At 69.7% G+C, this 21853-nt stretch carries 15 protein-coding genes and 1 tRNA gene; 10 read left to right on the top strand and 6 right to left on the bottom strand.

The window, feature by feature from the left end:
• Positions 1 to 49 precede the first annotated feature (49 nt).
• The 8 genes from ACRC20_RS02340 (at position 50) to ACRC20_RS02305 (ending at position 7386) form a co-directional block, all read left to right on the top strand.
• Complete coding sequence (locus ACRC20_RS02340) at positions 50 to 1030, top strand: NAD(P)H-quinone oxidoreductase (protein WP_438684725.1); 981 nt, start codon at positions 50 to 52, stop codon at positions 1028 to 1030.
• Between the two features lie 55 nt (positions 1031 to 1085).
• A complete protein-coding gene (gene pdhA, locus ACRC20_RS02335) occupies positions 1086 to 2171 on the top strand; it encodes a pyruvate dehydrogenase (acetyl-transferring) E1 component subunit alpha (RefSeq protein WP_438684724.1) in 1086 nt (361 codons plus the stop codon).
• A 110-nt stretch (positions 2172 to 2281) separates the two neighbouring features.
• Positions 2282 to 3214 (top strand): alpha-ketoacid dehydrogenase subunit beta, encoded by a 933-nt coding sequence (locus ACRC20_RS02330; protein ID WP_438684735.1) that lies wholly within the window; start codon positions 2282 to 2284, stop codon positions 3212 to 3214.
• A 30-nt stretch (positions 3215 to 3244) separates the two neighbouring features.
• Positions 3245 to 4396, top strand: a complete 1152-nt coding sequence (locus tag ACRC20_RS02325) for a dihydrolipoamide acetyltransferase family protein (protein WP_438684723.1) — start codon at positions 3245 to 3247, stop codon at positions 4394 to 4396.
• A 24-nt stretch (positions 4397 to 4420) separates the two neighbouring features.
• Complete coding sequence (locus ACRC20_RS02320) at positions 4421 to 4888, top strand: bacterial proteasome activator family protein (protein WP_438684722.1); 468 nt, start codon at positions 4421 to 4423, stop codon at positions 4886 to 4888.
• Positions 4889 to 4917: 29 nt separating this feature from the next.
• Positions 4918 to 5781 (top strand): galactan export ABC transporter permease subunit Wzm/RfbD, encoded by an 864-nt coding sequence (wzm, locus tag ACRC20_RS02315; RefSeq protein ID WP_438684721.1) that lies wholly within the window; start codon positions 4918 to 4920, stop codon positions 5779 to 5781.
• Between the two features lie 31 nt (positions 5782 to 5812).
• A complete protein-coding gene (wzt, locus tag ACRC20_RS02310; RefSeq protein WP_438684720.1) occupies positions 5813 to 6601 on the top strand; it encodes a galactan export ABC transporter ATP-binding subunit Wzt/RfbE in 789 nt (262 codons plus the stop codon).
• Positions 6602 to 6798: 197 nt separating this feature from the next.
• Positions 6799 to 7386, top strand: a complete 588-nt coding sequence (locus ACRC20_RS02305) for a GNAT family N-acetyltransferase (RefSeq protein ID WP_438684719.1) — start codon at positions 6799 to 6801, stop codon at positions 7384 to 7386.
• A 41-nt stretch (positions 7387 to 7427) separates the two neighbouring features.
• Here ACRC20_RS02305 and ACRC20_RS02300 read toward each other — a convergent pair whose 3' ends face one another.
• The 4 genes from ACRC20_RS02300 to ACRC20_RS02285 are packed head-to-tail and all read right to left on the bottom strand — an operon-like array spanning position 7428 to position 14410.
• Complete coding sequence (locus ACRC20_RS02300) at positions 7428 to 7862, bottom strand: TIGR03668 family PPOX class F420-dependent oxidoreductase (protein ID WP_438684718.1); 435 nt, start codon at positions 7860 to 7862, stop codon at positions 7428 to 7430.
• Positions 7862 to 9310, bottom strand: coding sequence for a glutamate synthase subunit beta (locus tag ACRC20_RS02295; protein ID WP_438684717.1), 1449 nt, complete (start codon positions 9308 to 9310; stop codon positions 7862 to 7864). Before ACRC20_RS02295 ends, ACRC20_RS02300 begins: the two co-directional genes overlap by 1 nt.
• Entirely contained in the window at positions 9303 to 13865 is a 4563-nt protein-coding gene (gltB, locus tag ACRC20_RS02290) for a glutamate synthase large subunit (RefSeq protein ID WP_438684716.1), read from the bottom strand. Before gltB ends, ACRC20_RS02295 begins: the two co-directional genes overlap by 8 nt.
• A 29-nt stretch (positions 13866 to 13894) precedes the next feature.
• A complete protein-coding gene (locus ACRC20_RS02285) occupies positions 13895 to 14410 on the bottom strand; it encodes a hypothetical protein (protein WP_438684715.1) in 516 nt (171 codons plus the stop codon).
• Between the two features lie 284 nt (positions 14411 to 14694).
• Here ACRC20_RS02285 and ACRC20_RS02280 point away from each other — a divergent pair, with 284 nt between their 5' ends.
• Positions 14695 to 16068 carry an ABC1 kinase family protein gene (locus ACRC20_RS02280; protein ID WP_438684714.1) on the top strand — a complete coding sequence of 458 codons (1374 nt, stop codon included), beginning with the start codon at positions 14695 to 14697 and terminating at the stop codon, positions 16066 to 16068.
• 80 nt (positions 16069 to 16148) lie between these two features.
• Here ACRC20_RS02280 and ACRC20_RS02275 read toward each other — a convergent pair.
• Together ACRC20_RS02275 and ACRC20_RS02270 are read right to left on the bottom strand one after the other, a co-directional pair.
• Positions 16149 to 16231: transfer RNA gene (locus tag ACRC20_RS02275), tRNA-Leu, on the bottom strand.
• 155 nt (positions 16232 to 16386) lie between these two features.
• Positions 16387 to 20910 carry an ATP-dependent helicase gene (locus ACRC20_RS02270; protein ID WP_438684713.1) on the bottom strand — a complete coding sequence of 1508 codons (4524 nt, stop codon included), beginning with the start codon at positions 20908 to 20910 and terminating at the stop codon, positions 16387 to 16389.
• A 189-nt stretch (positions 20911 to 21099) separates the two neighbouring features.
• On the opposite strand from ACRC20_RS02270, the gene ACRC20_RS02265 reads away from it, so the two are divergent.
• Complete coding sequence (locus ACRC20_RS02265) at positions 21100 to 21834, top strand: FhaA domain-containing protein (RefSeq protein WP_438684712.1); 735 nt, start codon at positions 21100 to 21102, stop codon at positions 21832 to 21834.
• Positions 21835 to 21853 lie beyond the last annotated feature (19 nt).

Below are 21853 nucleotides of genomic sequence, written 5' to 3'. Positions count from 1 at the left end.
TGCGTCCACGCAGGATTCCCCGGGAAGCCCCCTTGGCTAAGCTCGGGTCATGAAAGCGATTGCCCTTCCCTCGTTCGGCGGGCCCGAGGCGATGGTCCTCGCCGACGTGGCGCGGCCCGAGCCGGGACCGCAGGAGGTGCTCGTCGAGGTCGTGGCCGCCGGGGTGAACCGGGCGGACTTGCTGCAACGGCAAGGCTTCTACCCTCCCCCGCCCGGCGCGAGCGACATCCTCGGCCTTGAGGTCTCGGGACGAATCGTCGCCGTCGGCGACGAGGTGACGAGCTTCTCCGAGGGCGACGAGGTGTGCGCGCTCCTTCCGGGCGGCGGCTACGCCCAATACGCCGTCGCGCACCAAGCGTGCGTCCTGCCCGTCCCGCCGGGCGTGGCCCTTGTCGAAGCCGCCGGGCTGCCCGAGACGGCGGCCACCGTCTGGCTCAACCTCGGCATAGTCGGCGGCCTGGCGGCGGGCGACCGCGTGCTGGTCCACGGCGGAGCCAGCGGCATCGGCACCCACGCGATCCAAGTCGCCGCGGCGTTCGGCGCCGAGGTCGCGGCGACCGCGAGCCGGGAGAAGGCCGACCGGTGCAAGGAGCTCGGCGCGCGGATCGTCATCGACTACAAGTCGGAAGACTTCGCCGAAGTCCTGCGCGAGCGCTGGCCCAACGGCGCGACGTTCGTCCTCGACCATATCGGCGGCCCGTACCTTGGCCGCGACATCGACGTCCTCGCGACGGACGGGAAGATCGTCGTCATCGGGAGCATGGGCGGGGGCAAAGCCGAGATCAACCTCCTCGCCCTGCTCGCCAAGCGCGCGAGCGTGATCGGCTCGACGCTGCGCAACCGGCCCGTCGACGGGCCGGTCGGCAAAGCCGAGATCATCCGGGACGTGCGCGAGCACGTGTGGCCGCTCATCGCCGCAGGCAAGGTCAAGCCGGTTATCGGGGCCCAGTTCCCGGTCGCCGACGTTGCCGGGGCGCATCGGGCGCTGGCCGAGGGAAGCGTCTTCGGTAAAGCCTTGCTCACGTTCTGAGCCCGCTCCCCGCAGCACCCCGCCTTGTGATCTATCTCATAGTACAGTGGCGGGTATGACCGCTCAGGATCCCCTTGTCCAGCTCGTCAAACCGGACGGGCGCCGGGTGCACCACCCCGAGTTCTCCCCGCTGGTCGCCGATGTCGGCTTCGAGGCCATGCTCGGCCTGTACCGAGATCTTTCGGCCGTGCGCCGGATCGACGTCGAAGCGGTCGCGCTGCAGCGCCAGGGCCAGTTCGCGCTCTGGCCGCCGCTCCTCGGCCAGGAGGCCGCCCAAGTCGGCTCGGCGCGGGCGCTCGGCAAGGACGACCGGGTCTTCCTCAGCTACCGAGAGCACGCTGTCGCATACTGCCGGGGAGTCCGCGTGCGCGACCTGGTCGCCGCCTGGCGGGGCGCGGCGCACACGTCGTGGAACCCGATGGACTGCAAGGTGTTCGCCCCCGCGATCGTCGTCGGCTCGCAGGGCCTGCACGCGGCGGGGTACGCCATGGGCGTCCGGCTCGACGGCGGCGACGACGTCGCCATCGTGTATTTCGGCGACGGCGCGACGAGCCAGGGCGATATCTCCGAGGCGCTGGAGTTCGCCTCGGAATTCGCCGCCCCGGTGGTGTTCTTCTGCCAGAACAACCAATGGGCGATCAGCGAGCCGACCTCGAGGCAGAGCCGCGTCCCGCTGTGGCGGCGCGCCAGCGGGTTCGGCGTCCCGAGCCTCCGGGTCGACGGCAACGACGTGTTGGCGGTCCTCGCGGTCACCCGCAAGGCGCTCGCGCACGCGCGCGAAGGGAACGGCCCCGTGTTCGTCGAGGCGCTCACCTACCGGATGGGCCCGCACACCACCTCCGACGACCCGACCCGCTACCGCGACCCCGAGGAGCTGGAGTCGTGGCGCCTGCGCGACCCGATCGACCGCGTCCGCCGGACGTTGGAGCGGGCGGGAGCCCTGGACGACCGGGCGCAGGCCGCGATCACGGCCGAGATCGACCAGATCGCCGCCGAGTTCCGCGCGGGCTGCGTGGGCATGCCCGACCCGCAGCCGCTCTCCCTCTTCGACAACGTCTACGCCGACGAGCATCCGCTGATCGCGGAGGAGCGCGACAAATACCGCGCCTACCTGGCGCAGTGGGAGGAGGCGGGAGCATGACCGCAGTGATCGGGCCGCAGCGGCGCCCCTCGGACCCCAAGCGCCAGGCCGTCTCCCAGGACGAGCCGAAGCCGCTCGCCAAGGCGCTCAACGAGGGCCTGCGCAAAGCGATGTCCGACGACCCCAAGGTGATCCTGATGGGCGAGGACGTCGGCAAGCTCGGCGGCGTCTTCCGCGTGACCGACGGGCTGTGGCGCGAGTTCGGCGAGAACCGGGTCATCGACACCCCGCTTGCGGAGTCGGGCATCGTCGGCACGGCGATAGGGCTCGCGCTGCGCGGGTTCCGCCCGGTATGTGAGATCCAGTTCGACGGGTTCGTGTACCCGGCTTTCGACCAGATCGTGTCCCAGGCCGCCAAGATCCGCTACCGGACCAAAGGGACCGTGGACGTCCCGCTGACCATCCGCATCCCGTACGGCGGCGGCATCGGCGCGGTGGAGCACCACTCAGAGTCGCCCGAGGCCTATTTCGCGCACACCCCCGGCCTGCGCGTGGTCACCCCCAGCAACGCCGCCGACGCGTACACCATGGTCCAGCAGGCGATCCTCTCCCCCGACCCGGTGGTCTTCTTCGAGCCCAAACGCCTGTATTGGGAGAAAGGCCCTGTGGACATGGGCGCGCCCCTCGCCGCCGCCCCGCCGCTGCATGCCGCCAGGGTGGTCGTGGACGGCTCCGACGCCACCCTCGTCGCGTACGGCCCCACCGTCTCCACGGCTGTCGCCGCCGCCAGGACGGCGCGCGAGGAGGGAGTCTCGCTCGAAGTGGTCGACCTTCGCTCGCTGTCGCCGATCGATTTCCCGGCTGTCGAGCGCTCTGTGCGCAAGACCGGCAGGCTCGTCGTCGTCCACGAGGCCCCGGTCTTCCTCGGACTCGGCGCGGAAGTCGCCGCGCGGACCACCGAGCGCTGCTTCGACGTGATGCGCGCCCCGGCGCTGCGCGTCGGCGGCTTCTTCGTGCCCTATCCCCCGTGCCGCCTCGAACGCCACCACCTGCCCGACGTCGACCGCGTCCTCGACGCCGTCGACCAAGCGCTCGGCCACTGACCGTCGCGCCGTGGAGAGAAAGGGAGCCAGATGAGCACATTCCTCTTGCCGGACCTCGGCGAGGGGCTCGCCGACGCGGAGATCGTGTCGTGGCGGGTCCACGTCGGCGAACAGGTCGCGCTCAATCAGGTCGTCGCGGAGGTGGAGACCGCCAAAGCGCTCGTGGAGCTGCCGTCGCCGTACTCGGGCTTCGTGACCGCCTTGCTCGCCGAGGAGGGGGCCGTCGTGCCCGTCGGCTCGCCGATCATCGCCATCGAGGAGGCCTCGGGGGACGCCACAGCCCCGCCCCCGGCGGCGAAGACCGGGCACAACGGGCACGCGCCGACGAGTCCCGCGCTGGCGGGTCCTGCGCAGGCACATCCCGAAGAGCGCGTCCCCGTGCTGGTGGGCTACGGGGTCGGCGCGGCCCCGGCCAGCCGCAGGGGCGAGCGGACCGCCCCGATCTCGTACCGAGGCCGAGCGCGGCAGCGCCCCGACGCGGACACCGAGACGAGGACGCCGGTCACCGGCCTGCGCCGCCGAACGGCCGAGGCCATGACGCGCAGCGCGTTCACCGCCCCGCACGCCACAGTCTTCCTCTCCGTCGACGCCACCGCGACCGTCGAGCTGGTCGAGGACCTGCGGTCCATGCCGGAGTACGCGGACCGAAAACTCACCCCGCTCGCGCTCGTGGCCCGCGCGCTCGTGCTGGCGCTGCGCGAGCAGCCGGCGCTGGGGGCCAGCTGGGACGAGAGCGACAACACCATCGTCACCCGCAACGCGGTCAACCTCGGCTTCGCGACGGCCACCCCCCGAGGCCTGGTGGTCCCGAACGTCAAACACGCCGAGCGGCTCAACCTCGCCGAGCTGGCCGCCGCGCTGGACGACGCCGTGACGCGGGCTCGCGAGGGCCGCGCCGCCCCGAGCCTGTTCACCGGCGGCACCATCACCATCACCAACGTCGGGGTGTTCGGCGTTGACGGCGGGACGGCGATCATCAATCCCGGCGAGGCCGCGATCCTCTGCGTCGGCGCAATCTCGCCCCGCCCCTGGGCGGCGCGCGGCGAGCTGGCCGTCCGCCAGGTCTGCCCGCTCAGCCTCTCCGTCGACCACCGGGTGGCCGACGGGGAATCGGCCGCGAAACTCCTCGCCTCGGTCGGGGCCGTCCTGGAAAACCCGGCCCGAGTCCTCGCCCTGTCCTAGTCCCGGGCATGGGACAATGGAGCCATGAGCGAGGAGAACTACCCACAACGGATCGTCGTCCTGACCCAGCCGCAGGCCGGGGAAGAGGCAGACGAACTGGTCGAACAGCCCGCCAAGGTGATGCGGATCGGCTCCATGGTCAAACAGCTGCTCGAAGAGGTGAAGTCCGCTCCGCTCAACGAGGCGGCCCGCAGCAGGCTCCGCGAGATCCACACCCGCTCCATCCAGGAGCTGCAGGACGGCCTCTCGCCCGCGATGCGCGAGGAGCTCGAACGCATCACCCTCCCGTTCTCCGAAGGCGAGACCCCGACCGAGGACGAGCTGCGCATCGCGCAGGCCCAGCTCGTCGGCTGGCTCGAAGGCCTTTTCCACGGCATCCAGACCACGCTCATCGCGCAGCAGCTCGCCGCCCGCGCGCAATTCGAGCAATCGCGACACGAGGCCCTGCCGCCGGGGCACACCGGCGCGGCGGGCTCCGGGCAGTATCTTTGACGCTTGCAAGCGACACAGAGAGCGAGACGATGACCACACTCACGCCCGTAGCCCAGGGATTCGTCTCCGCCAGGGCCTCCTCCCGCTCTTTCCGCCGCGCGTGGGGCGACCTGCGGCGCGGTTTCGCCGACCACGAGCTGTGGCTGCAGCTCGGCTGGCAAGACATCAAGCAGCGCTACCGGCGCTCGGTGCTCGGCCCGTTCTGGATCACGATCTCCACCGGGACCATCGCCATCTGCCTGGCGCTGTTGTACTCCATGCTGCTCGGCGTCGATCTGCGCACCTTCCTGCCGCACGTCACAGTCGGCCTCATCATCTGGAACCTCATCCAGAACTCGATCGAGGAAGGCTCGGAGGTCTTCATCGCGAACGAGGGCATCATCAAGCAGCTGCCCGCGCCGATCAGCGTGCACGTCTACCGGCTCATCTGGCGGCAAGCCCTGCTCATGGCGCACAACTTCGCCATCTACGTCGTCCTCATGGCCATCTTCCCGCCGAAGCACTGGTCGTGGTCGATGCTCCTCGCCTTCCCCGCGCTCGCCCTGCTGCTGGCCAACGCCGTCTGGGTGGCCATGGTCGCGGGGATCATCGCGACCCGGTTCCGGGACGTGGTGCCGATGGTCGCGAACGTCACCCAGCTGCTCTTCTACCTGACCCCGATCGTCTGGACGACGGACGGACTGGTCAAGCAGGGCGGCGACACCGCAAAGCGGGCCCGGCTCGTGGAGATCAACCCGCTCTACCACTTCGTGGACATCCTGCGCGCCCCGATGCTCGGCGCCCCGCAGGCGGCGTACCACTGGTGGATCGTGCTCGCGATCACCGTTCTCGGCTTCGGGTTCATGCTCGTCGTGATGCGGCAGTACCGTTCCCGCGTCGCCTACTGGGTGTGATGCAAGGACTGATCCTGAAAGAAGGAATGGCATGACCGTAAGCGTTGATCTCCACCAGGCTTGGGTCGAGATCCCCATCTTCGACGCCAAAACCCGCTCCCTGAAAAAGGCCGTGCTCAGCAAGGCGGGCGGCTCAATCGCGGGGTCGAGCAAATTCCCCATCGTCGAGGCGCTGCGCAACGTCACGCTCTCGCTCAAGGAGGGCGACCGCATCGGCCTCGTCGGGCACAACGGCGCCGGGAAATCGACGCTGCTGCGGCTGCTCGCGGGGATCTACGAGCCAACCAGGGGCACCGCCGTGGTGCGGGGCCGGGTGGCCCCGGTCTTCGACCTCGGCGTCGGGATGGACCCCGAGACCTCGGGCTACGAGAACATCATCATCCGGGGGCTGTTCCTCGGCCAGAACCGCAAGTCGATGCTCCGCAAGATGGACGAGATCGCCGAGTTCTCCGAGCTCGGCGACTACCTCAACATGCCGCTGCGGACCTACTCGAACGGCATGCGGATCCGCCTCGCCTTGGGCGTGGTGACCAGCATCGACCCGGAGATCCTGCTCTTGGACGAGGGCATCGGCGCGGTGGACGCGGACTTCATGAAGAAGGCCCGCGAGCGCCTGCAGGCCCTGGTCCGCCGCTCGGGGATCCTCGTCTTCTCCAGCCACTCCAACGAGTTCCTCGCCCAGTTCTGCGACCACGCGATCTGGGTGGACCACGGCAATATCCGCAAAACCGGTGGGATCGAGGAAGTCATCACCGCGTACGAGGGGCCTGCCGCAGGCGCGAGCGTGGCCAAGGTGCTCGCGAATCCCGACTGGAACTAGCGAGGCGGTTTTTCTTATTTTCCTTGTTCTGCCTGGTATTTTCGAGTGCAATAGAACATACGGACGATGTGAGGGGGTTGCCTCAGGCGCCGTCCGCTGGACCAGCCTGACCAGCCCGACCGGACAGCGCCGCCTCGCCAACCCCGATTAGAACGTCCAGCTGCCGCACACCGCCATGTATCACTAGACTATTGCGCATGTCACATCCGCAATCCCCTGCGCGGCTCATCGCGCCGATCGGCAAGGAAAATCGGAGCGAGGCGTACCGCGTCCTCGCGACCGCGTTCGCGAACGACCCGGTGACGCGCTGGGCGATCTCCGACCCCCGGCGCGACGCGACCGCGTTCCGCGGCATGGACTTGGCGCTGCATGGAGCGGCCGAGGGCTCCGACCTGCTCTACGAGAACGGGGTCGCAGTCGGAGCCGCGTTCTGGGACCCGCCGGGATTCGAGCCGCCCGCCTCACAGGTGCTCCGAGCGCTGCCCGTCCTCACGAACGCAGTGCGGACACGCCTGTTCCGAGGAGTGAGTTTGGCGCGAGCGGTCCACAACGTGCGACCGAAAGAGCCGCACTGGTACCTCGCCTCCATCGGCGCGGCAGTCTCTGGCCGGGGAGTCGGCTCGGAGCTGTTGCGGCACCGGCTCGACCGAATCAAGGGCCCGGCATACTTGGAGAGCTCGAACATCCTGAACAACCCGCTCTACGAACGCTTCGGGTTCCGGGTGGTCGCAGAGATCCGTCCGACGCGCACGGGGCCGACGCTCTGGGCGATGCGCCGAGACTGACGGCGAGACCGGCGACCAGCCGCCCGCATGACGGAATCGGCTTAGCCGTGGTGGGACCATCCCCTCACTGTCGTGATCTCGATCCAGATCACCTGGCCGGTTGGCGGGAAGTCCCGGTACTGCTGGTATTTCTCGCAGAGCCAGGCGACAGCCTTCGCGTGGTCCGCCCCTTCGGCCACGATGCGCGCCGTTCCGTCGATCCTGGTCCACCAAAGCCGAGTCCAGTCCGCGTCGTCATATCCGTCGACCAACAAACTGACCTGGTCGTTCGCCTGGATGTTGCTGATCCGCTTGAGCGCGGCAGTGGATTTCGGCTTGTGGTCGACCGCGATCACCACGACATCGCCGCGGAGCGCGAAGACCACCGGCACGAGATGCGGGCGGGCGGACTCGTCCGCCGAGGCCAATCTGGCGACACGCGCCAGGCCGAACTGCCGCTTGAGCGTCTCGGCCTCCGCGCGCATGGGCCAGGGCATCAGCCGATGGGCTGCTCGTGCGGCTCGACAGGGCTCGGCAGCGCCGTCTCGCCCTCCAGCCACTCGTCCACCGAAGCCGCGGCGGCGCGGCCCTCGGCGATGGCCCAGACGATCAGCGACTGGCCGCGTCCGCCGTCGCCCGCGACGAAGACGCCTTCCACGGTCGTGTGGTAGTTCGCGTCCCGTTTGACGTCGCCGCGCTCGGTGAGCTCGACGCCGAGCTTGTCCAAGAGGTCCGGGCGCTGCGGGCCGGTGAAGCCCAGCGCGAGGAGCACCAGCTCGGTCTCCTGCGTGAACTCCGAGCCGACGGAGACGATCGTCCTGCCCTCGCGTTGGACGTCCTCATGGGCTTTGAGGCCGACGAGCTTGCCGTCCTTGCCGACGAACTCCACTGTGTTGGCCGCGAACACGCGCTCGCCGCCCTCTTGGTGCGCGGCGGAGTTGCGCAGGATGCGGGGGTACGTCGGCCACGGGTGGTTCTCGTCCCGCACCACAGGCGGCAGCGGGTTGATGTCGAATTGGTGCACGCTCGCCGCGCCCTGGCGCAGCGCGGTGCCGAGGCAGTCGGCGCCGGTGTCGCCGCCGCCGATGATGACGACGCGCTTGCCTTTGGCGTCGATCTTCGGGGCGCGCTCCTCGTAGAGGGCCCGGTTGGCGTCCGGAAGGTAGTCCATCGCCTGCACGACGCCGTCGAGCTCGCGGCCCGGGACGTCGAGGTCCCTCGGCTCCAGCGCGCCGACCGCGAGCACCACCGCGTTGTAGCTCTTGCGCAGCTTCTCGACGGTGATGTCGACGCCGACGTTCACGCCGGTGCGGAAGATCGTGCCCTCGGCCTCCATCTGGACGAGCCTGCGGTCGATGTGCCGCTTCTCCATCTTGAAGTCGGGGATGCCGTACCGCAGCAGGCCGCCAATACGCTCGTCCCGCTCGAAGACCGTGACCATGTGGCCCGCCCTGGTCAGCTGCTGCGCGGCGGCGAGGCCCGCAGGGCCCGAGCCGACCACGGCGACGCGCTTGCCGGTGAGCTGGTGCGGGTGGACCGGGGAGACCCAGCCCTCCTCGAAGGCGTGGTCGATGATCTCGACCTCGATCTGCTTGATCGTCACCGCGTCCTGGTTGATGCCGAGGACGCAGGCCGACTCGCACGGCGCGGGGCACAGCCTGCCCGTGAACTCGGGGAAGTTGTTCGTCGCGTGCAGCCGCTCGATCGCCTCGCGCCACTGGCCGAGCCGGGTGAGGTCGTTCCAGTCCGGGATGAGGTTGCCGAGGGGGCAGCCCTGGTGGCAGAACGGGATGCCGCAGTCCATGCAGCGCGAGGCCTGCACGCGCAGGGTCGCCTCGTCGAAATCTTGGTAGACCTCGTTCCAGTCCCGCAGCCGCAACGGCACCGGCCTGCGCGGCGGGAGCTTCGCCATCGTGTGCTTCAAGAAGCCGCTCGGATCAGCCATTGATGCTCTCCATAATCGCTTTGTCGGGGTCGCGGCCCTCGGCCAGCGCCCGCTCGATGGTGATGAGCACCCGCTTGTAGTCGCGCGGCATCACCTTCACGAAGTTCCGCCGCTCGTTGTCCCAAGCGTCCAGCGCCCGTTTCGCCACCGAGGAGCCGGTCTCCTCGACGTGTCGGGCCAAAAGGTCGTGCAACCAGGACTGGTCGTCCGCGTCCACATCCTCCAGGTCCACGAACTCCCGGTTCACCTTGCGCTCGAAGGTCTCGTCCGGGTTGTAGACGTAGGCGATGCCGCCGGACATGCCCGCCGCGAAGTTCCGGCCGACCGGGCCGAGGATCACGACGCGGCCGCCGGTCATGTACTCGCAGCCGTGGTCGCCGATGCCCTCGACCACCGCAGTGGCCCCGGAGTTGCGCACCGCGAACCGCTCGCCCGCGACGCCCCGGATGAAGGCGTGCCCGCTCGTCGCGCCGAACAGCACCACGTTGCCCGCGATGATGTTCTCCTCGGCGACCAGTCGCGCCGAGGACTCCTCGGACGGGCGGATCGTCACGTTCCCGCCGGAAAGGCCCTTGCCGACGTAGTCGTTCGCCTCGCCGTGCAGGCGCAGCGTGACGCCCTTGGGGACGAACGCGGCGAAGCTGTTGCCCGCCGTGCCGGTGAACTCGACCGTGATGGCGTGCTCCGGGAGCCCCGCCGCGCCGTGCGCCTTGGTGACCTCGTAGCCGAGCATGGTGCCCGCCGACCGGTTGAGGTTGCCGATCTTCGACTCGACGACCACGGGGACGCCCTGGTCGATGGCCTCGCGGGCCTGGGCGATCAGCAGCTGGTCGAGCGCCTTCTCAAGACCGTGCTCCTGCTTGCTCGTGCAGTACGGGGCCTGGTTCATGAACGGCGAGTCCGGCTGGTGCAGGATCGGCGAGAGGTCGAGCTTGCCCGCCTTCTCCCCCGACCAGTGCGACAGCGCGCGCGAGGTGTTCAGGTGCTGCGACTGGCCGATGGCCTCCTGCAAGGTGCGGAAGCCGAGGCTCGCCAAGAGCTCGCGCACCTCCTCCGCGACGAACTCGAAGAAGTTCACGACGAACTCGGGCTTCGCGTCGAACCGGGCGCGCAGCACCGGGTTCTGCGTCGCGACGCCCACCGGGCAGGTGTCGAGGTGGCACACGCGCATCATGACGCAGCCCTCGACGACCAGCGGCGCGGTCGCGAAGCCGAACTCCTCGGCGCCGAGGAGCGCCGCGACGACCACGTCGCGGCCCGTCTTCATCTGCCCGTCCACCTGGACCACGATGCGGTCCCGCAGGCCGTTGAGCAGGAGGGTCTGCTGGGTCTCGGCGAGGCCGATCTCCCACGGGGCCCCCGCGTGCTTGAGCGAGTTCAACGGGCTCGCGCCGGTGCCTCCGTCGTGGCCCGAGATGAGGACGACGTCGGCGTGGCACTTCGAGACGCCCGCCGCGACCGTGCCGACGCCGATCTCGGACACCAGTTTCACGTGAATCCGAGCCTGCGGGTTCGCGTTCTTCAGGTCGTAGATGAGCTGCGCGAGGTCCTCGATCGAGTAGATGTCGTGGTGCGGCGGCGGGGAGATGAGCCCGACCCCCGGGGTGGAGTGCCGGGTCTTCGCGATCCACGGGTACATCTTGTGCCCGCCCAGCTGGCCGCCCTCGCCGGGCTTCGCGCCCTGCGCCATCTTGATCTGGATGTCGGTGCAGTTGACCAGGTAGTGCGAGGTGACGCCGAACCGGCCGGAGGCGACCTGTTTGATCGCGCTGCGCCGCCAGTCGCCGTTCTCGTCGGGGACGAAGCGCTCCTCGTCCTCGCCGCCCTCGCCGGAGTTCGACTTGCCGCCGATCCGGTTCATCGCGATCGCGAGCGTCTCGTGCGCCTCGGCGGAGATCGAGCCGTAGCTCATCGCGCCGGTGGAGAACCGCTTGAGGATCTCGGCGATCGGCTCGACCTCTTCGATCGGGATGGGCGAGCGGCCACGGGTGTCGAACTCGAAGAGCCCGCGCAGCGTGCCGATCTTCTCGGCCCGCTCGTCCACGGCCTTCGTGTACTCCTTGAAGACGTCGTAGCGGCCCGTGCGGGTGGAGTGCTGCAGCTTGAACACCGTCTCCGGGTTGAAGAGGTGGTACTCCCCCTCGCGCCGCCACTGGTACTCGCCGCCGACTTCGAGCTCGCGGTGCGCCCGTTCCTCCGGGCGCTCGATGAACGCCCGGTGGTGGCGCACGCCGACATCGGCGGCGAGCTCGTCGAGGCCCACCCCGCCGAGCTGGCTGCGCAAGCCGGCGAAGTACTCGTCCACCAGGCCCTGGTCCAGGCCGATCACCTGGAAGAGCTGGGCGCCGGTGTAGGAGGCGAGCGTCGAGATGCCCATCTTGGACATGATCTTCAAGACACCCTTGCTGGCCGCCTTCAGGTAGTTCTTCTCCGCCTTGGCGTAGGTGAGGCCCGGCAGCGCCTTGCGCTCCACCAAGTCGTGCAGCGACTCGAGCGCGAGGTACGGGTTGACCGCCGCCGCGCCGCAGCCGAGGAGGGCCGCGAGGTGGTGGATCTCGCGCGCGTCGCCGGACTCCACGATCAGGCCGATCTTGGTGCGGGTCTTCTCGCGGATGAGGTGGTGGTGCACGGCGGCGACAAGCAGGAGCGACGGGATCGGCGCCAGCGACTCGTTCGAGTTGCGGTCCGAGAGGACGATGAGCCGGGCGCCGCCCGCGATCGCGTCAGACGCCTGGGAGCGGATCACGTCGAGCGCCGCCGCGATGCCTTCGCCGCCCTTCGCCACCGGGTACAGGCCGGGGATGACCGTCGAGCGCAGCCACGGGTAGCTGCCGTCGTCGTTGGCCGCGACGAGCTTCGCCAAGTCGTCGTTCGAGAGGATCGGGTGGTCGAGCTGCACCTGGCGGCACGACAGCGGCTCGGGGTTGAGCACGTCGCGCTCGGGGCCGAGCGAACCCATCATGCTCGTCACGATCTCTTCGCGGATCGCGTCCAACGGCGGGTTCGTGACCTGCGCGAAGAGCTGCTGGAAGTAGTCGAACAGCAGCCTCGGACGCTCGGAGAGCGCCGCGATGGGCGTGTCCGTGCCCATCGAGCCGATGCCTTCCTGCCCGGTCAGCGCCATCGGCTTGAGCAGGATGTTCATGTCCTCGTTGGTGTACCCGAACACTTGCTGCCGGTTGAGCACCCGCTCGTGGTTCATCCGAACGGTCTCGCGCTTGGGCAGGTCGTCCAGCGTGATCTGCGCCTTCAGCCACTCCCCGTACGGGTGGGCTGCGGACAGCTCGTCTTTGACCTCCTGGTCGCTGATGATCCGTCCCTCGGCGGTGTCCACGAGGAGCATCCGGCCCGGCTGCAGGCGGGTCTTGGCGACGATCTTCTCCTGCGCGACCGGGAACGCCCCGGCCTCGGAGGCCACCATCACCTCGTCGTCGGTGATCCACACCCGGCCAGGCCGCAGGCCGTTGCGGTCGAGGAGCGCCCCGACCAGCGTGCCGTCGGTGAAGCACATCCCGGCCGGGCCGTCCCACGGCTCCATGAGAGAAGCGTGGTAGCGGTAGAAGTCCCGGTGCGCCTTCGGCATGTCGGGGTTGTTCTCCCACGCCTCCGGCACCATCATGAGCATCGCCTGCGGCAGCGAGCGCCCCGCCAAGGTCAACAGCTCGACGACCTCGTCGAACCGGGCCGTGTCCGAGGCGCCCGGCGTGACCACCGGGAAGATCTTCGCCAGCGCCTCAGGGCCGCCGAACACGTCGCCGCGGATCAGCGACTCGCGGGCCCGCATCCAGTTCGAGTTGCCCGCGACGGTGTTGATCTCGCCGTTGTGCGCGATGAAACGGTAGGGGTGCGCGAGCGGCCACGAGGGGAACGTGTTCGTGGAGAACCGGGCGTGCACGATGCCGACGGCGGACTCGACGCGCTCGTCCTGCAGGTCGGGGTAGAACTCCCGCAGCTGCAGCGTGGTGAGCATGCCTTTGTACACCAGGGTCCGCGACGAGAGGCTCGGGAAGTACACCCGCTCGTCGCCATGGCGCAGCTCGTGCTCCACGCGCTTGCGCACGACGTACAGCCGCCGCTCGAAGTCCAGGCCTTGCAGCTGGCCGTTGGGGTCGGCGATGAAGATCTGCCGGAACGTCGGCATCGCGTCCCTCGCCAAAGCGCCGAGCGACGAGTCGTCGACGGGCACCTCGCGCCAGCCGATCGTGGCAAGGCCCTCGGAGGCGACGATCTTCTCCACCGCTTGCGCGGCGTCCTCGGCGTCCGCCCCGCCCTGGGGCAGGAAGGCGATGCCGGTGGCGTACAGCTCGGGGAGCTCGAACCCGGCGACCGCGCGCAAGAACCGGTCAGGCACCTGGATGAGCGCCCCCGCTCCGTCGCCGGTGTTGGGCTCCGCCCCCGCCGCCCCACGATGGTCCAGGTTGACCAGGGCCGCTATCGCCTTGGTCACCAGCGCGTGGCTGCGACGTCCGTGGATGTCCACGATCATCGCCACGCCGCAGGAATCGTGCTCTTCGGATGGGTGGTAAAGCCCTTGAGGGCCGGGGCTACAGTTCATCTGGTGGTGCTCAAACGGTTAGGGGGTCGTCAGGAGGAGGGAGGAGCGGCGCAAACCGACTTCAGCGTCGCACGGTAGGCGTCCGCAGCCAGGTTCACCCGCATCGCGGCGGCGTGCAGCCAAGACGCGGTCTTCGGGTCCGGATCGTCGTCGAGGCCGTCGTCGATGCGCCCTTGCAGCGCCTCCGAGAAGCTGTTGAGCGAGTCTGCCCAGTTGCTCAGCACACCCGACACCTGTGGGTTCTCCACAGAGTCCGCCACGCCGCGCATTTGGTCCGCGCCCGCGTTCTGGAGGTCGATGGTCTGGCTGAGCTGGTTCTCCCGAGACGCGAGTTTCGCCTCGGGGTCTTCAGTGCCCTCGCGGCTGTCGCGCTCTTTGGAGCTGACGCCGTTGACGCTGGAGACCAGCGCCTCAAGCCTCGGCTGCAGGTCGCTCAAAGACTTGCAGGCAGCCTTGTCGGGTTCCGCCGAGGCCGGGGCCACGCCAAGCGCGGCCGAGCCGAGCAGGGCTACGCTTGCAGCGAGTACGAGGTGTCGTTTCCCCATGATGTTTGGAATTCCTTCGGTCTCGACGGTCTGTCTGAGCAGAGGATACGGCAAGTTGTGGCGCGACGCTAGTGCCGGCCGGTGATACATAAATCACGCTCGCGCGGACAAACAACGTGATCACAAGCGCGGCGCCCACACGCGCCGCCGCCGACGCCTGCGACAAGTGTCGCATGTCACCTTGCCGGAGGTTTATGACGGGCGGCGTGATAGAACTGGGGCGGCGAAAGCCACCGCCTGGCGGCATTTCAACGCGGCACGGCGACCAAGGAGAGGAGCGCCCCGTGGAACCGAAGACGCGCACTTCCCGAACGGGACGGCTCGCCCAGCTCGGGGCGCTCGCCGGGAAGGAGACCGCGAAGCGGGCCGCCACCCACGCGGCGAACCTCACCCGCTCCGAGGCTCGGGCGAAGGCGCATCTCGACGCCCGCAAGATGGCAGCCGTCGAACGGCTCGTCATCGCGCTCGGTTCGATGCGCGGCATCGCGGTGAAGCTCGGGCAAATGCTCTCCGTGATGGACGTCGGGCTGTTCGGCCCCGACCAGCGCCAGGAGATCCAAGAGAAACTTGCCGCGCTGCAGAGCAATGTGCCTGCCGTCGACTGGGCGATCATGCGCGCCCGCGTCGAGCAGGAGCTCGGGCCGATCCCCGCCACGTTCGCCGAGTTCTGCGAGCAACCCGTTGCGGCGGCCTCGATCGGGCAGGTCTACCGGGCCCGGCTGCACGACGGACGAGAAGTCGCGGTCAAAGCGCAGTACCCCGATATCGAGCGGATCATCCGCTCGGACCTGAGCAACCTGCGGATCTTCCTCGCCGCGTTCTCCAGGGTCCTGCAGATAGACCAGGACGTGCGCAGCCTGTCCGAAGAGCTGGACCATCGGTTCACCGAGGAGCTCGACTACCAGAAAGAGGCGGCCAGCACCCGCGCCCTCGCCGACTTCTACACAGACCACCCGTTCATCCGCGTCCCCGCCCCGGCGCTGGAGCTGTCGACCCGGCGCGTGCTCGTGACCGAATGGCTCGACGGGAGCCCGCTCAGCTCGGCGTACGACCGGCCGCTCGGAGAGCGCAACCGGATCGCCGAGGCCGTCTTCCGCTTCTACGGCAGCGCTCCCTACGCTTTGCGGATGTTCTCCGGGGACGCCCATCCCGGCAATGTGCTCCTCTTGGCGGACGGCCGTGTCGGATTCCTCGACTTCGGCCTCGTCAAGCGCATCGACGAGGCCACGGCCGAGGCCGAGCTCGCCATCTTCCACGCCATCTCGGCCCGCGACGGGGCTCGGCTCGTCGCGCTGTTGCGCGCTCGCGGGGCGCTCATCGAGGACTCCGTCGACGTGGACGACGTCGCGGGCGCGTTCGCGTTGATCACCCGATGGTTCCTCCACGACGAGACGATCGAGCTGACCCCCGAGGTCGTCAACGAGACCGTCAGCGTGTACACCGACTCGGGCACTCCGGAGGGGGCCGCGCTGCGCCAGGTCAACCTGCCCAACGAACACGCGCTCCGGGTCAGGGTGGACGCCCAGCTCGTCGCGCTGCTCAGCCAACTGCGCCCGGCGTTGAACTTCAGCGCCATCGCCCGTGAATGGATCGACGGCGCAGAGCCTGCAACCGCGCTCGGACGCGAGCACCGCGCTTGGGCAGCCGCCCGGCCATGAACCTCCCGGCCATGAACCGTCCGGCCATGAACCGTCCGGCCATGAAAAAAGCCAGCGCGCTCGCGCTGGCTTTTTCTCTGTGGGCAAGGGGGGACTTGAACCCCCACGTCCTTACGGACACTGGCACCTGAAGCCAGCGCGTCTGCCATTTCGCCACTTGCCCGGGGAGACTTGCGGTCTCAATTATTGCTCCAGGTGGGTGGCGAATGATGAACACCGCGCCACTTGCCCTGGGGAGACTTGTGATCTCGTTGCCGACTCGATCTCAAGTTCAGCGGAGAGAATTTACCACAGACGCCCTGCGGAAGCCAATTGGATTCATCGCAGCCGGAGCCCCCTCGGGACCAAGGCGAACCCCGCCGCAATCAGCGCGTCCACGATATCGCCCCGAGCGCCGTGCACGCTCTCGCCGTCCAAGCGCTCCACGACGAGCCCGCCCAGCCGCCGTCCCGCCTGCGCCAACGCCTCTGCCGCCGCGTCGGCTCCGTCGGCCCGGAACGAGACGAGGCTCGCGCCGCCTCGTTCGAGATAGAACACGGGCTCGCCGTCCACGAGGACGACGACCGCCCCGGCCTTGCGTCCGGGCCGCGCGCTCGGCAGGGATCCCTCCTGCTTGTGGGGGAGCTCCGGCCAGGGCAGCCCGGCGCCGTAGGGGTTGGCCGGGTCGGTCGCGGCGAGCGCGACCGCTTTCGGCCCGCTTCGGGTCCGGTCGCGGAGCAGGTCGACGGTGCTGCCCGCTGCGAACTGGGCTCCGCCGAGCGAGTCCACGAAATAGCCCCTCCGGCATGCGCCCGCGTCCTCCATCGCGACCAGCACCTGGTAGAGCGCGGAGAACCCGGCCTCCTCCGCCGAGACCACGTCCCTGGTCACCACGCCATAGCGGTCGAGGAGCGCCTGCGCCCTGGCGAGGGCTCGCGCCGTCGGGTCTGGCTCCCGTCCTGGCACGAGCGCCCAACGTCCGCCCGTGCCCGTGGCGCGGGGAGCGGCCAGCCGGGGCCTTCTGCTGCGATGCGAGGCCCTCCCCCGCAAGCGGGCGGCGCCCCCGTGCGCGGTTTTCTTCGTCGGCGCCGCCCATTCGCGCACCGGCGCGAAGGTGTCGGAGGTGACTCTGCCCGACCATGCGAGCGCGCGCAGGGCGTCCTGCAACTGCTGCGCCGTCGCCGGGCCCTCCGCCGCGACGGCGCGCTCGATCTGCGCGAGGAAGAACGCCCCGCCGCTGGACAACGCGCGCAACATCGCTTCGGCGAGCTCGCCGTCCTCCTCTGGCTTGGGCTCTTCCTCCTGCCACGGCGCGAGATCGGACGGGTACAGCCGCACCCAGCCCTCCCCCGCCCCGGCCCAATACGCCTCGCCCGAGGCGAGCGCCTCGTCGAGAAGCGCCGGGGCGTAGTCCGCCACCCGCGACGGAAGGATCAGCGTCTCCAACGCCGAGACCGGCAGGCGGGCCCCTGCGAGCTGGTCGACCACGTCGAGCAGGCCTGCGGCTCCGCGCAGCGGACGAGCAGCGGCCCCGCGCGGCGGGCTGCCGACGTGCTGCCAGCCCAGCAAGAAACGGGCGAACTCGGCACGGCCCACCGGCTCGATCTGCTGCCGCAGCGCGGCGAGCGAGCCCTTGCGCAGCCTGCTCATCACATCGCGCGAGCACCACTCGCCTGAGGACCGCCCTCGGACGACCGTCCCCAGCCTGCCGAGCACCTCGGCGACGACAGCGCCGCCCAACCCCAACCGGTCGGCGACTGCCTGCGCCGTGAACGGGCCGTGCGTGCGCGCGTAGCGGGCGACGAGGTCGCCGAGCGGATCGGGCGTCGGATCGAGGAACGCTTCGGGAACCCAGGGCTCCGGCGGGATCCCGAGCGCGTCGCGGAGCCGCCCGGCGTCCTCGGGAGCGGCCCACCACTGCTGGCCGCCGCGCTCGAACCGGGTCACGCGGGCATGCTCGTGGAAGTGCGGCAGCGCCGTCCACAAGCCCTCCTCGGCCCTCTCGTTCACTTCGTCTGTGGTGAGCGGGCCCAGCTCGCGCAACAGGTCTATCAGCGCTTCGCCGGTGCGCGCCCGGCGCTGCGGCGCGAGGCGCTGCAGCTCCAGCTCGATCCTGCGGACGACCTCCGGATCGAGGAGGTCCTGCGCCTCGCCGCGCCCCAACAGCTCCCCGAGCAAGCCTTCGTCGACCCGAAGCGCAGCCGCCCGGCGTTCGGCGAGGGGCCGGTCGTCCTCGTACATGTGCAGGCCGTCGTACCCGAAGAGGAGCGAGCGCGCGAACGGGGACGGCGACGGCGTCTCGACTTCGGCCAGCTGGAGGCTGCTTTGCTCGATCCGGCTCAGAAGCCCGACGAGCGCGGGCAAGTCGTAGACGTCCTGCAGGCATTCGCGCATGGTCTCCAGAAGCATCGGGAACTGCGGATAGCCCTTGGCGACGTCCAGCAGCTGGGCAGACCGCAGCCGCTGCAGCCACAGCGCCGTCCGCTGCCCCGGCCGCTTGCGGGGCAAGAGGAGCGCCCTGGCGGAGCATTCGCGGAACCGCGCGGCGAACAGCGCGGAACCGCCGAGCTCGCGTTCCACGACGCGCTCGATCTCGTCTGGCTCGAAAACAAACAGCTCCGCGCCAGGCGGCGCGCCGTCGGTGTCCGGCAGCCGGACCACAATGCCGTCGTCGTTGACGGCGGGAGACTCGTCGAAGCCGTAGCGCTCCCGCAGCCTCGCCGCAACGGCCAGCGCCCACGGGGCGTGCACGGCGCCCCCGTACGGGGAGAGCAGCGCGATGTGCCAATCCCCCAACGGATCGCGGAACCGCTCGACGACCAGCGTCTCGTCGGTCGGCAGGACGCCGGTGGCAGCGCGCTGCTCGTCGAGGAGGGACGCGAGGTTCGCCGCCGCATACGCGTCGAGCCCGTCGGGCGACGGGTCTTCCATGCCGTCGCATTCCCGCAAACTGTCGCATTCCCGCAAGAACTGGCCCACCGCCCGGCCGAGCTCGGCCGGGCGGCCAGGGCCGTCCCCCTTCCAGAACGAGAGCCGCGCGGGCAAGCCGGGCGCCGGGACCACGAGCACCCGGTCGTGGGTGATCTCCATAATCCGCCAACTGGCCGCGCCGAGCTGGATGACGTCGCCGACCCTCGACTCGTAGACCATCTCCTCGTCGAGCTCGCCCACCCTGGACGCAGGGGCCCCGCCTGCCTTTGAGGAAGCCTCGCCGACGAGGAACACGCCGTAGAGGCCCCGGTCGGGGATCGTGCCGCCAGAGATCGCGGCGAGCATCGCCGCGCCGGGCCGGGCGGTCAACGTGTCCTTCGCGCGGTCCCACACCAATCGGGGCCGCAGCTCGCCGAAGAAGTCGGCGGGATACCTGCCGGACAGCAGGTCGAGGACGGACTCGTAGGCCGAGCGGGGCAGGTCGCGGAACGGCGCGGCGGCGCGGACCGTCTCGAACCATGCCGTCACGCCCAGCCCCGCCTCGCCAGCGGCCGCCGAGGCGGAGACGGTGTGCTGGGCGAGCACGTCGAGGGGGTTCCGCAGCACTTTGATGGACTCGATCTCCCCGGCGCGCATCCGCCGCACCGTCACCGCGCAATGCGCGACGTCGAGCCGGTGCAGCGGGAAGACGACGCCGCGCGACACCGCGCCCACCTGGTGGCCTGCGCGGCCGACCCGCTGCAGCCCGCTCGCCACCGACGGCGGGGAGCCGATCTGGACCACCACGTCGACCGAGCCCATGTCGATGCCGAGTTCGAGGCTGCTGGTCGCGACGACGCAGCGCAGCCGCCCGGCCTTGAGGTCGGCCTCCACCAACGCCCGGGCCTCTTTGCTCACCGATCCGTGGTGCGCCTTGGCGAAGACAGGGTCGAACCCGTTCGAGGTGTACGCGGTGGAGGAGATAGCCGCGGGCATCCCGCCTGGGACCGCCGCGTTGGCGACCGGCTCCGGGCCTGCCCCGGCGGCCGCGCACCGCTCGTTGAGCGCCGCGACGAAACGTTCCGCCGTGGTGCGGGAGTTGACGAAGACGATGGCGGACCGGTGCTGGAGGACGATCTCCAGCACCGCCTGCTCCACCTTGGGCCACACAGAGTTGCGGCCAGAAGCCGCGACTTCCTCGTCCAAACGGGACAGGTCCTCGGCTGCGGCCCGGACTTCGAGGTCCCACGTCTTCGCGGCGGGCGGCGCGACGATCCCGACCGGATCGCCGGAGCCTGCGAGACTGCGCCCGTTCGCGAGAAACTGCGCCGCCTCCTCGAGCGGACGCACCGTGGCAGACAGGCCGACGCGTTGGGCGGGCCGGTCGAGGGAGGCGTCGAGCCTGGCGAGCGAGAGCGCGAGGTGCGCGCCGCGTTTGGTCCCCACGAGGTCGTGCACCTCGTCCACGATGACCGTGCGCACCTGGGCGAGCGTTTCCCTCGCCCGAGAGGTGAGCATGAGGAACAACGACTCCGGGGTGGTGATGAGGATGTCGGGCGGTCTGCGCACAAGCTCGCGCCTGCCCGCGGCGCTGGTGTCCCCCGAGCGCAGGCCGACGCTGATCTCCGGGACCGGAGCCCCGGCCCGCCGCGAGGCTTCGGCGATCCCGTCGAGCGGGACTTCGAGGTTGCGCCGCACGTCCTCGGCGAGCGCTTTGAGCGGCGAGATGTAGAGGATCCGGGTCGCGCGGTCCGGGCCCGGCGGCTGCGCATGCAGCCGGTCGATCGCCCAGAGGAAGGCCGCCAAGGTCTTGCCCGAGCCGGTTGGCGCGCTGACCAGCGTGTGCCCGCCGCGCGCGATCGAGGCCCACGCCTCGGCTTGGGCCGGGGTCGGGGAGCCGAGCGCGGCCGCGAACCACTCCTGTGTCGCCGCCGAGAAGTCCGCCAAGCTCATGACGACCACGGTAATGCTCTGCGCTGACAAACAAAGGCCGGCGGAGAAGGGCTTGCCGCGCCGAATTCGCGGCCGCCCTCGAACACGTTCTTGTTGCCTTCAAGCAATCCCCATATTGCAAAATTTTCTGCGCGCAGAAACTGCATTGGTGGTTCGTTTCGCCCGGCGAACCAGGTAACCTGACAAGGTATGGGAATGGTCCAGCGCATCGAGCGCACCCTCGAAGGCGCCATCGGCGACGCCTTTGCCCGCGTCTTTGGCGGGAATTTGCAGGTGAGCGAGGTGCAAGCGGGCCTGCAACGGGAAGCTGCCATGGGCGTTCGGACCGGTTCGGACGGCCAGCCGGTGACTTCGGACCAGTACACGATCCGGCTCGGCCAAGCCGACGTCGAGCACCTCGAAGAGCACTACGACGAGGTCACGAAGGTGCTGACCCGCCACCTGGAGCAGTTCATCGCGGCGCAGGGCTGGACGGTGCGCCGCCCCGTGTCGGTGCGACTGGAGGCCTCGGACCAAATGCGCCAAGGCCAGCTGCGGATTTCCAGCTCGGCGGACTCCGCCGCAGGCGCAGGCCCCGCCGGAGCCTCGTCCGGATCTGGCCCCTCCGCCCCCGCTCCCGCGCCGTCGCATCGGCAGAACGTGCGGCGCGTGCTGCGCCTCACGGAAGGCTCCGGCCGCCAGCACCAGCTCGCGCACGGGGTCAGCGTGCTCGGCCGCGGCGCGACGGCGCAGGTCCAATTGGACGACAAAGCGGTGTCTCGGGAGCACTGCCGGATCTGGTGGGACGGGCAGCGGGCCGTGCTCCAGGACCTCGGCTCGACGAACGGCACCTCGGTCAACGGGGAGCGGGTGTCGGAATGGCAGCTCGCCGACGGCGACGTCATCAACCTGGGCCAGTCGCTCGTCATCGTGCGGTTCGGATAGGGTAGAGCTTTGCCGAGAA

This window comes from Segniliparus sp., assembly GCF_051660745.1.
Classification (GTDB): domain Bacteria; phylum Actinomycetota; class Actinomycetes; order Mycobacteriales; family Mycobacteriaceae; genus Segniliparus.
Note: the sequence above shows the minus strand (reverse complement) of the source record. Positions and strands in the feature narration are given on the sequence as shown.

Coding starts and splice junctions, on each gene's coding strand:
- ACRC20_RS02330 (WP_438684735.1), top strand. CDS start 2,282: ATGTCCGACGACCCCAAGGTGATCCTGATGGGCGAGGACGTCGGCAAG.
- ACRC20_RS02265 (WP_438684712.1), top strand. CDS start 21,100: ATGGGAATGGTCCAGCGCATCGAGCGCACCCTCGAAGGCGCCATCGGC.
- pdhA (WP_438684724.1), top strand. CDS start 1,086: ATGACCGCTCAGGATCCCCTTGTCCAGCTCGTCAAACCGGACGGGCGC.
- ACRC20_RS02305 (WP_438684719.1), top strand. CDS start 6,799: ATGTCACATCCGCAATCCCCTGCGCGGCTCATCGCGCCGATCGGCAAG.
- ACRC20_RS02325 (WP_438684723.1), top strand. CDS start 3,245: ATGAGCACATTCCTCTTGCCGGACCTCGGCGAGGGGCTCGCCGACGCG.
- ACRC20_RS02285 (WP_438684715.1), bottom strand. CDS start 14,410: ATGGGGAAACGACACCTCGTACTCGCTGCAAGCGTAGCCCTGCTCGGC.
- wzt (WP_438684720.1), top strand. CDS start 5,813: ATGACCGTAAGCGTTGATCTCCACCAGGCTTGGGTCGAGATCCCCATC.
- ACRC20_RS02340 (WP_438684725.1), top strand. CDS start 50: ATGAAAGCGATTGCCCTTCCCTCGTTCGGCGGGCCCGAGGCGATGGTC.
- ACRC20_RS02295 (WP_438684717.1), bottom strand. CDS start 9,310: ATGGCTGATCCGAGCGGCTTCTTGAAGCACACGATGGCGAAGCTCCCG.
- wzm (WP_438684721.1), top strand. CDS start 4,918: ATGACCACACTCACGCCCGTAGCCCAGGGATTCGTCTCCGCCAGGGCC.
- ACRC20_RS02300 (WP_438684718.1), bottom strand. CDS start 7,862: ATGCCCTGGCCCATGCGCGCGGAGGCCGAGACGCTCAAGCGGCAGTTC.
- ACRC20_RS02320 (WP_438684722.1), top strand. CDS start 4,421: ATGAGCGAGGAGAACTACCCACAACGGATCGTCGTCCTGACCCAGCCG.
- ACRC20_RS02270 (WP_438684713.1), bottom strand. CDS start 20,910: ATGAGCTTGGCGGACTTCTCGGCGGCGACACAGGAGTGGTTCGCGGCC.
- gltB (WP_438684716.1), bottom strand. CDS start 13,865: ATGAACTGTAGCCCCGGCCCTCAAGGGCTTTACCACCCATCCGAAGAG.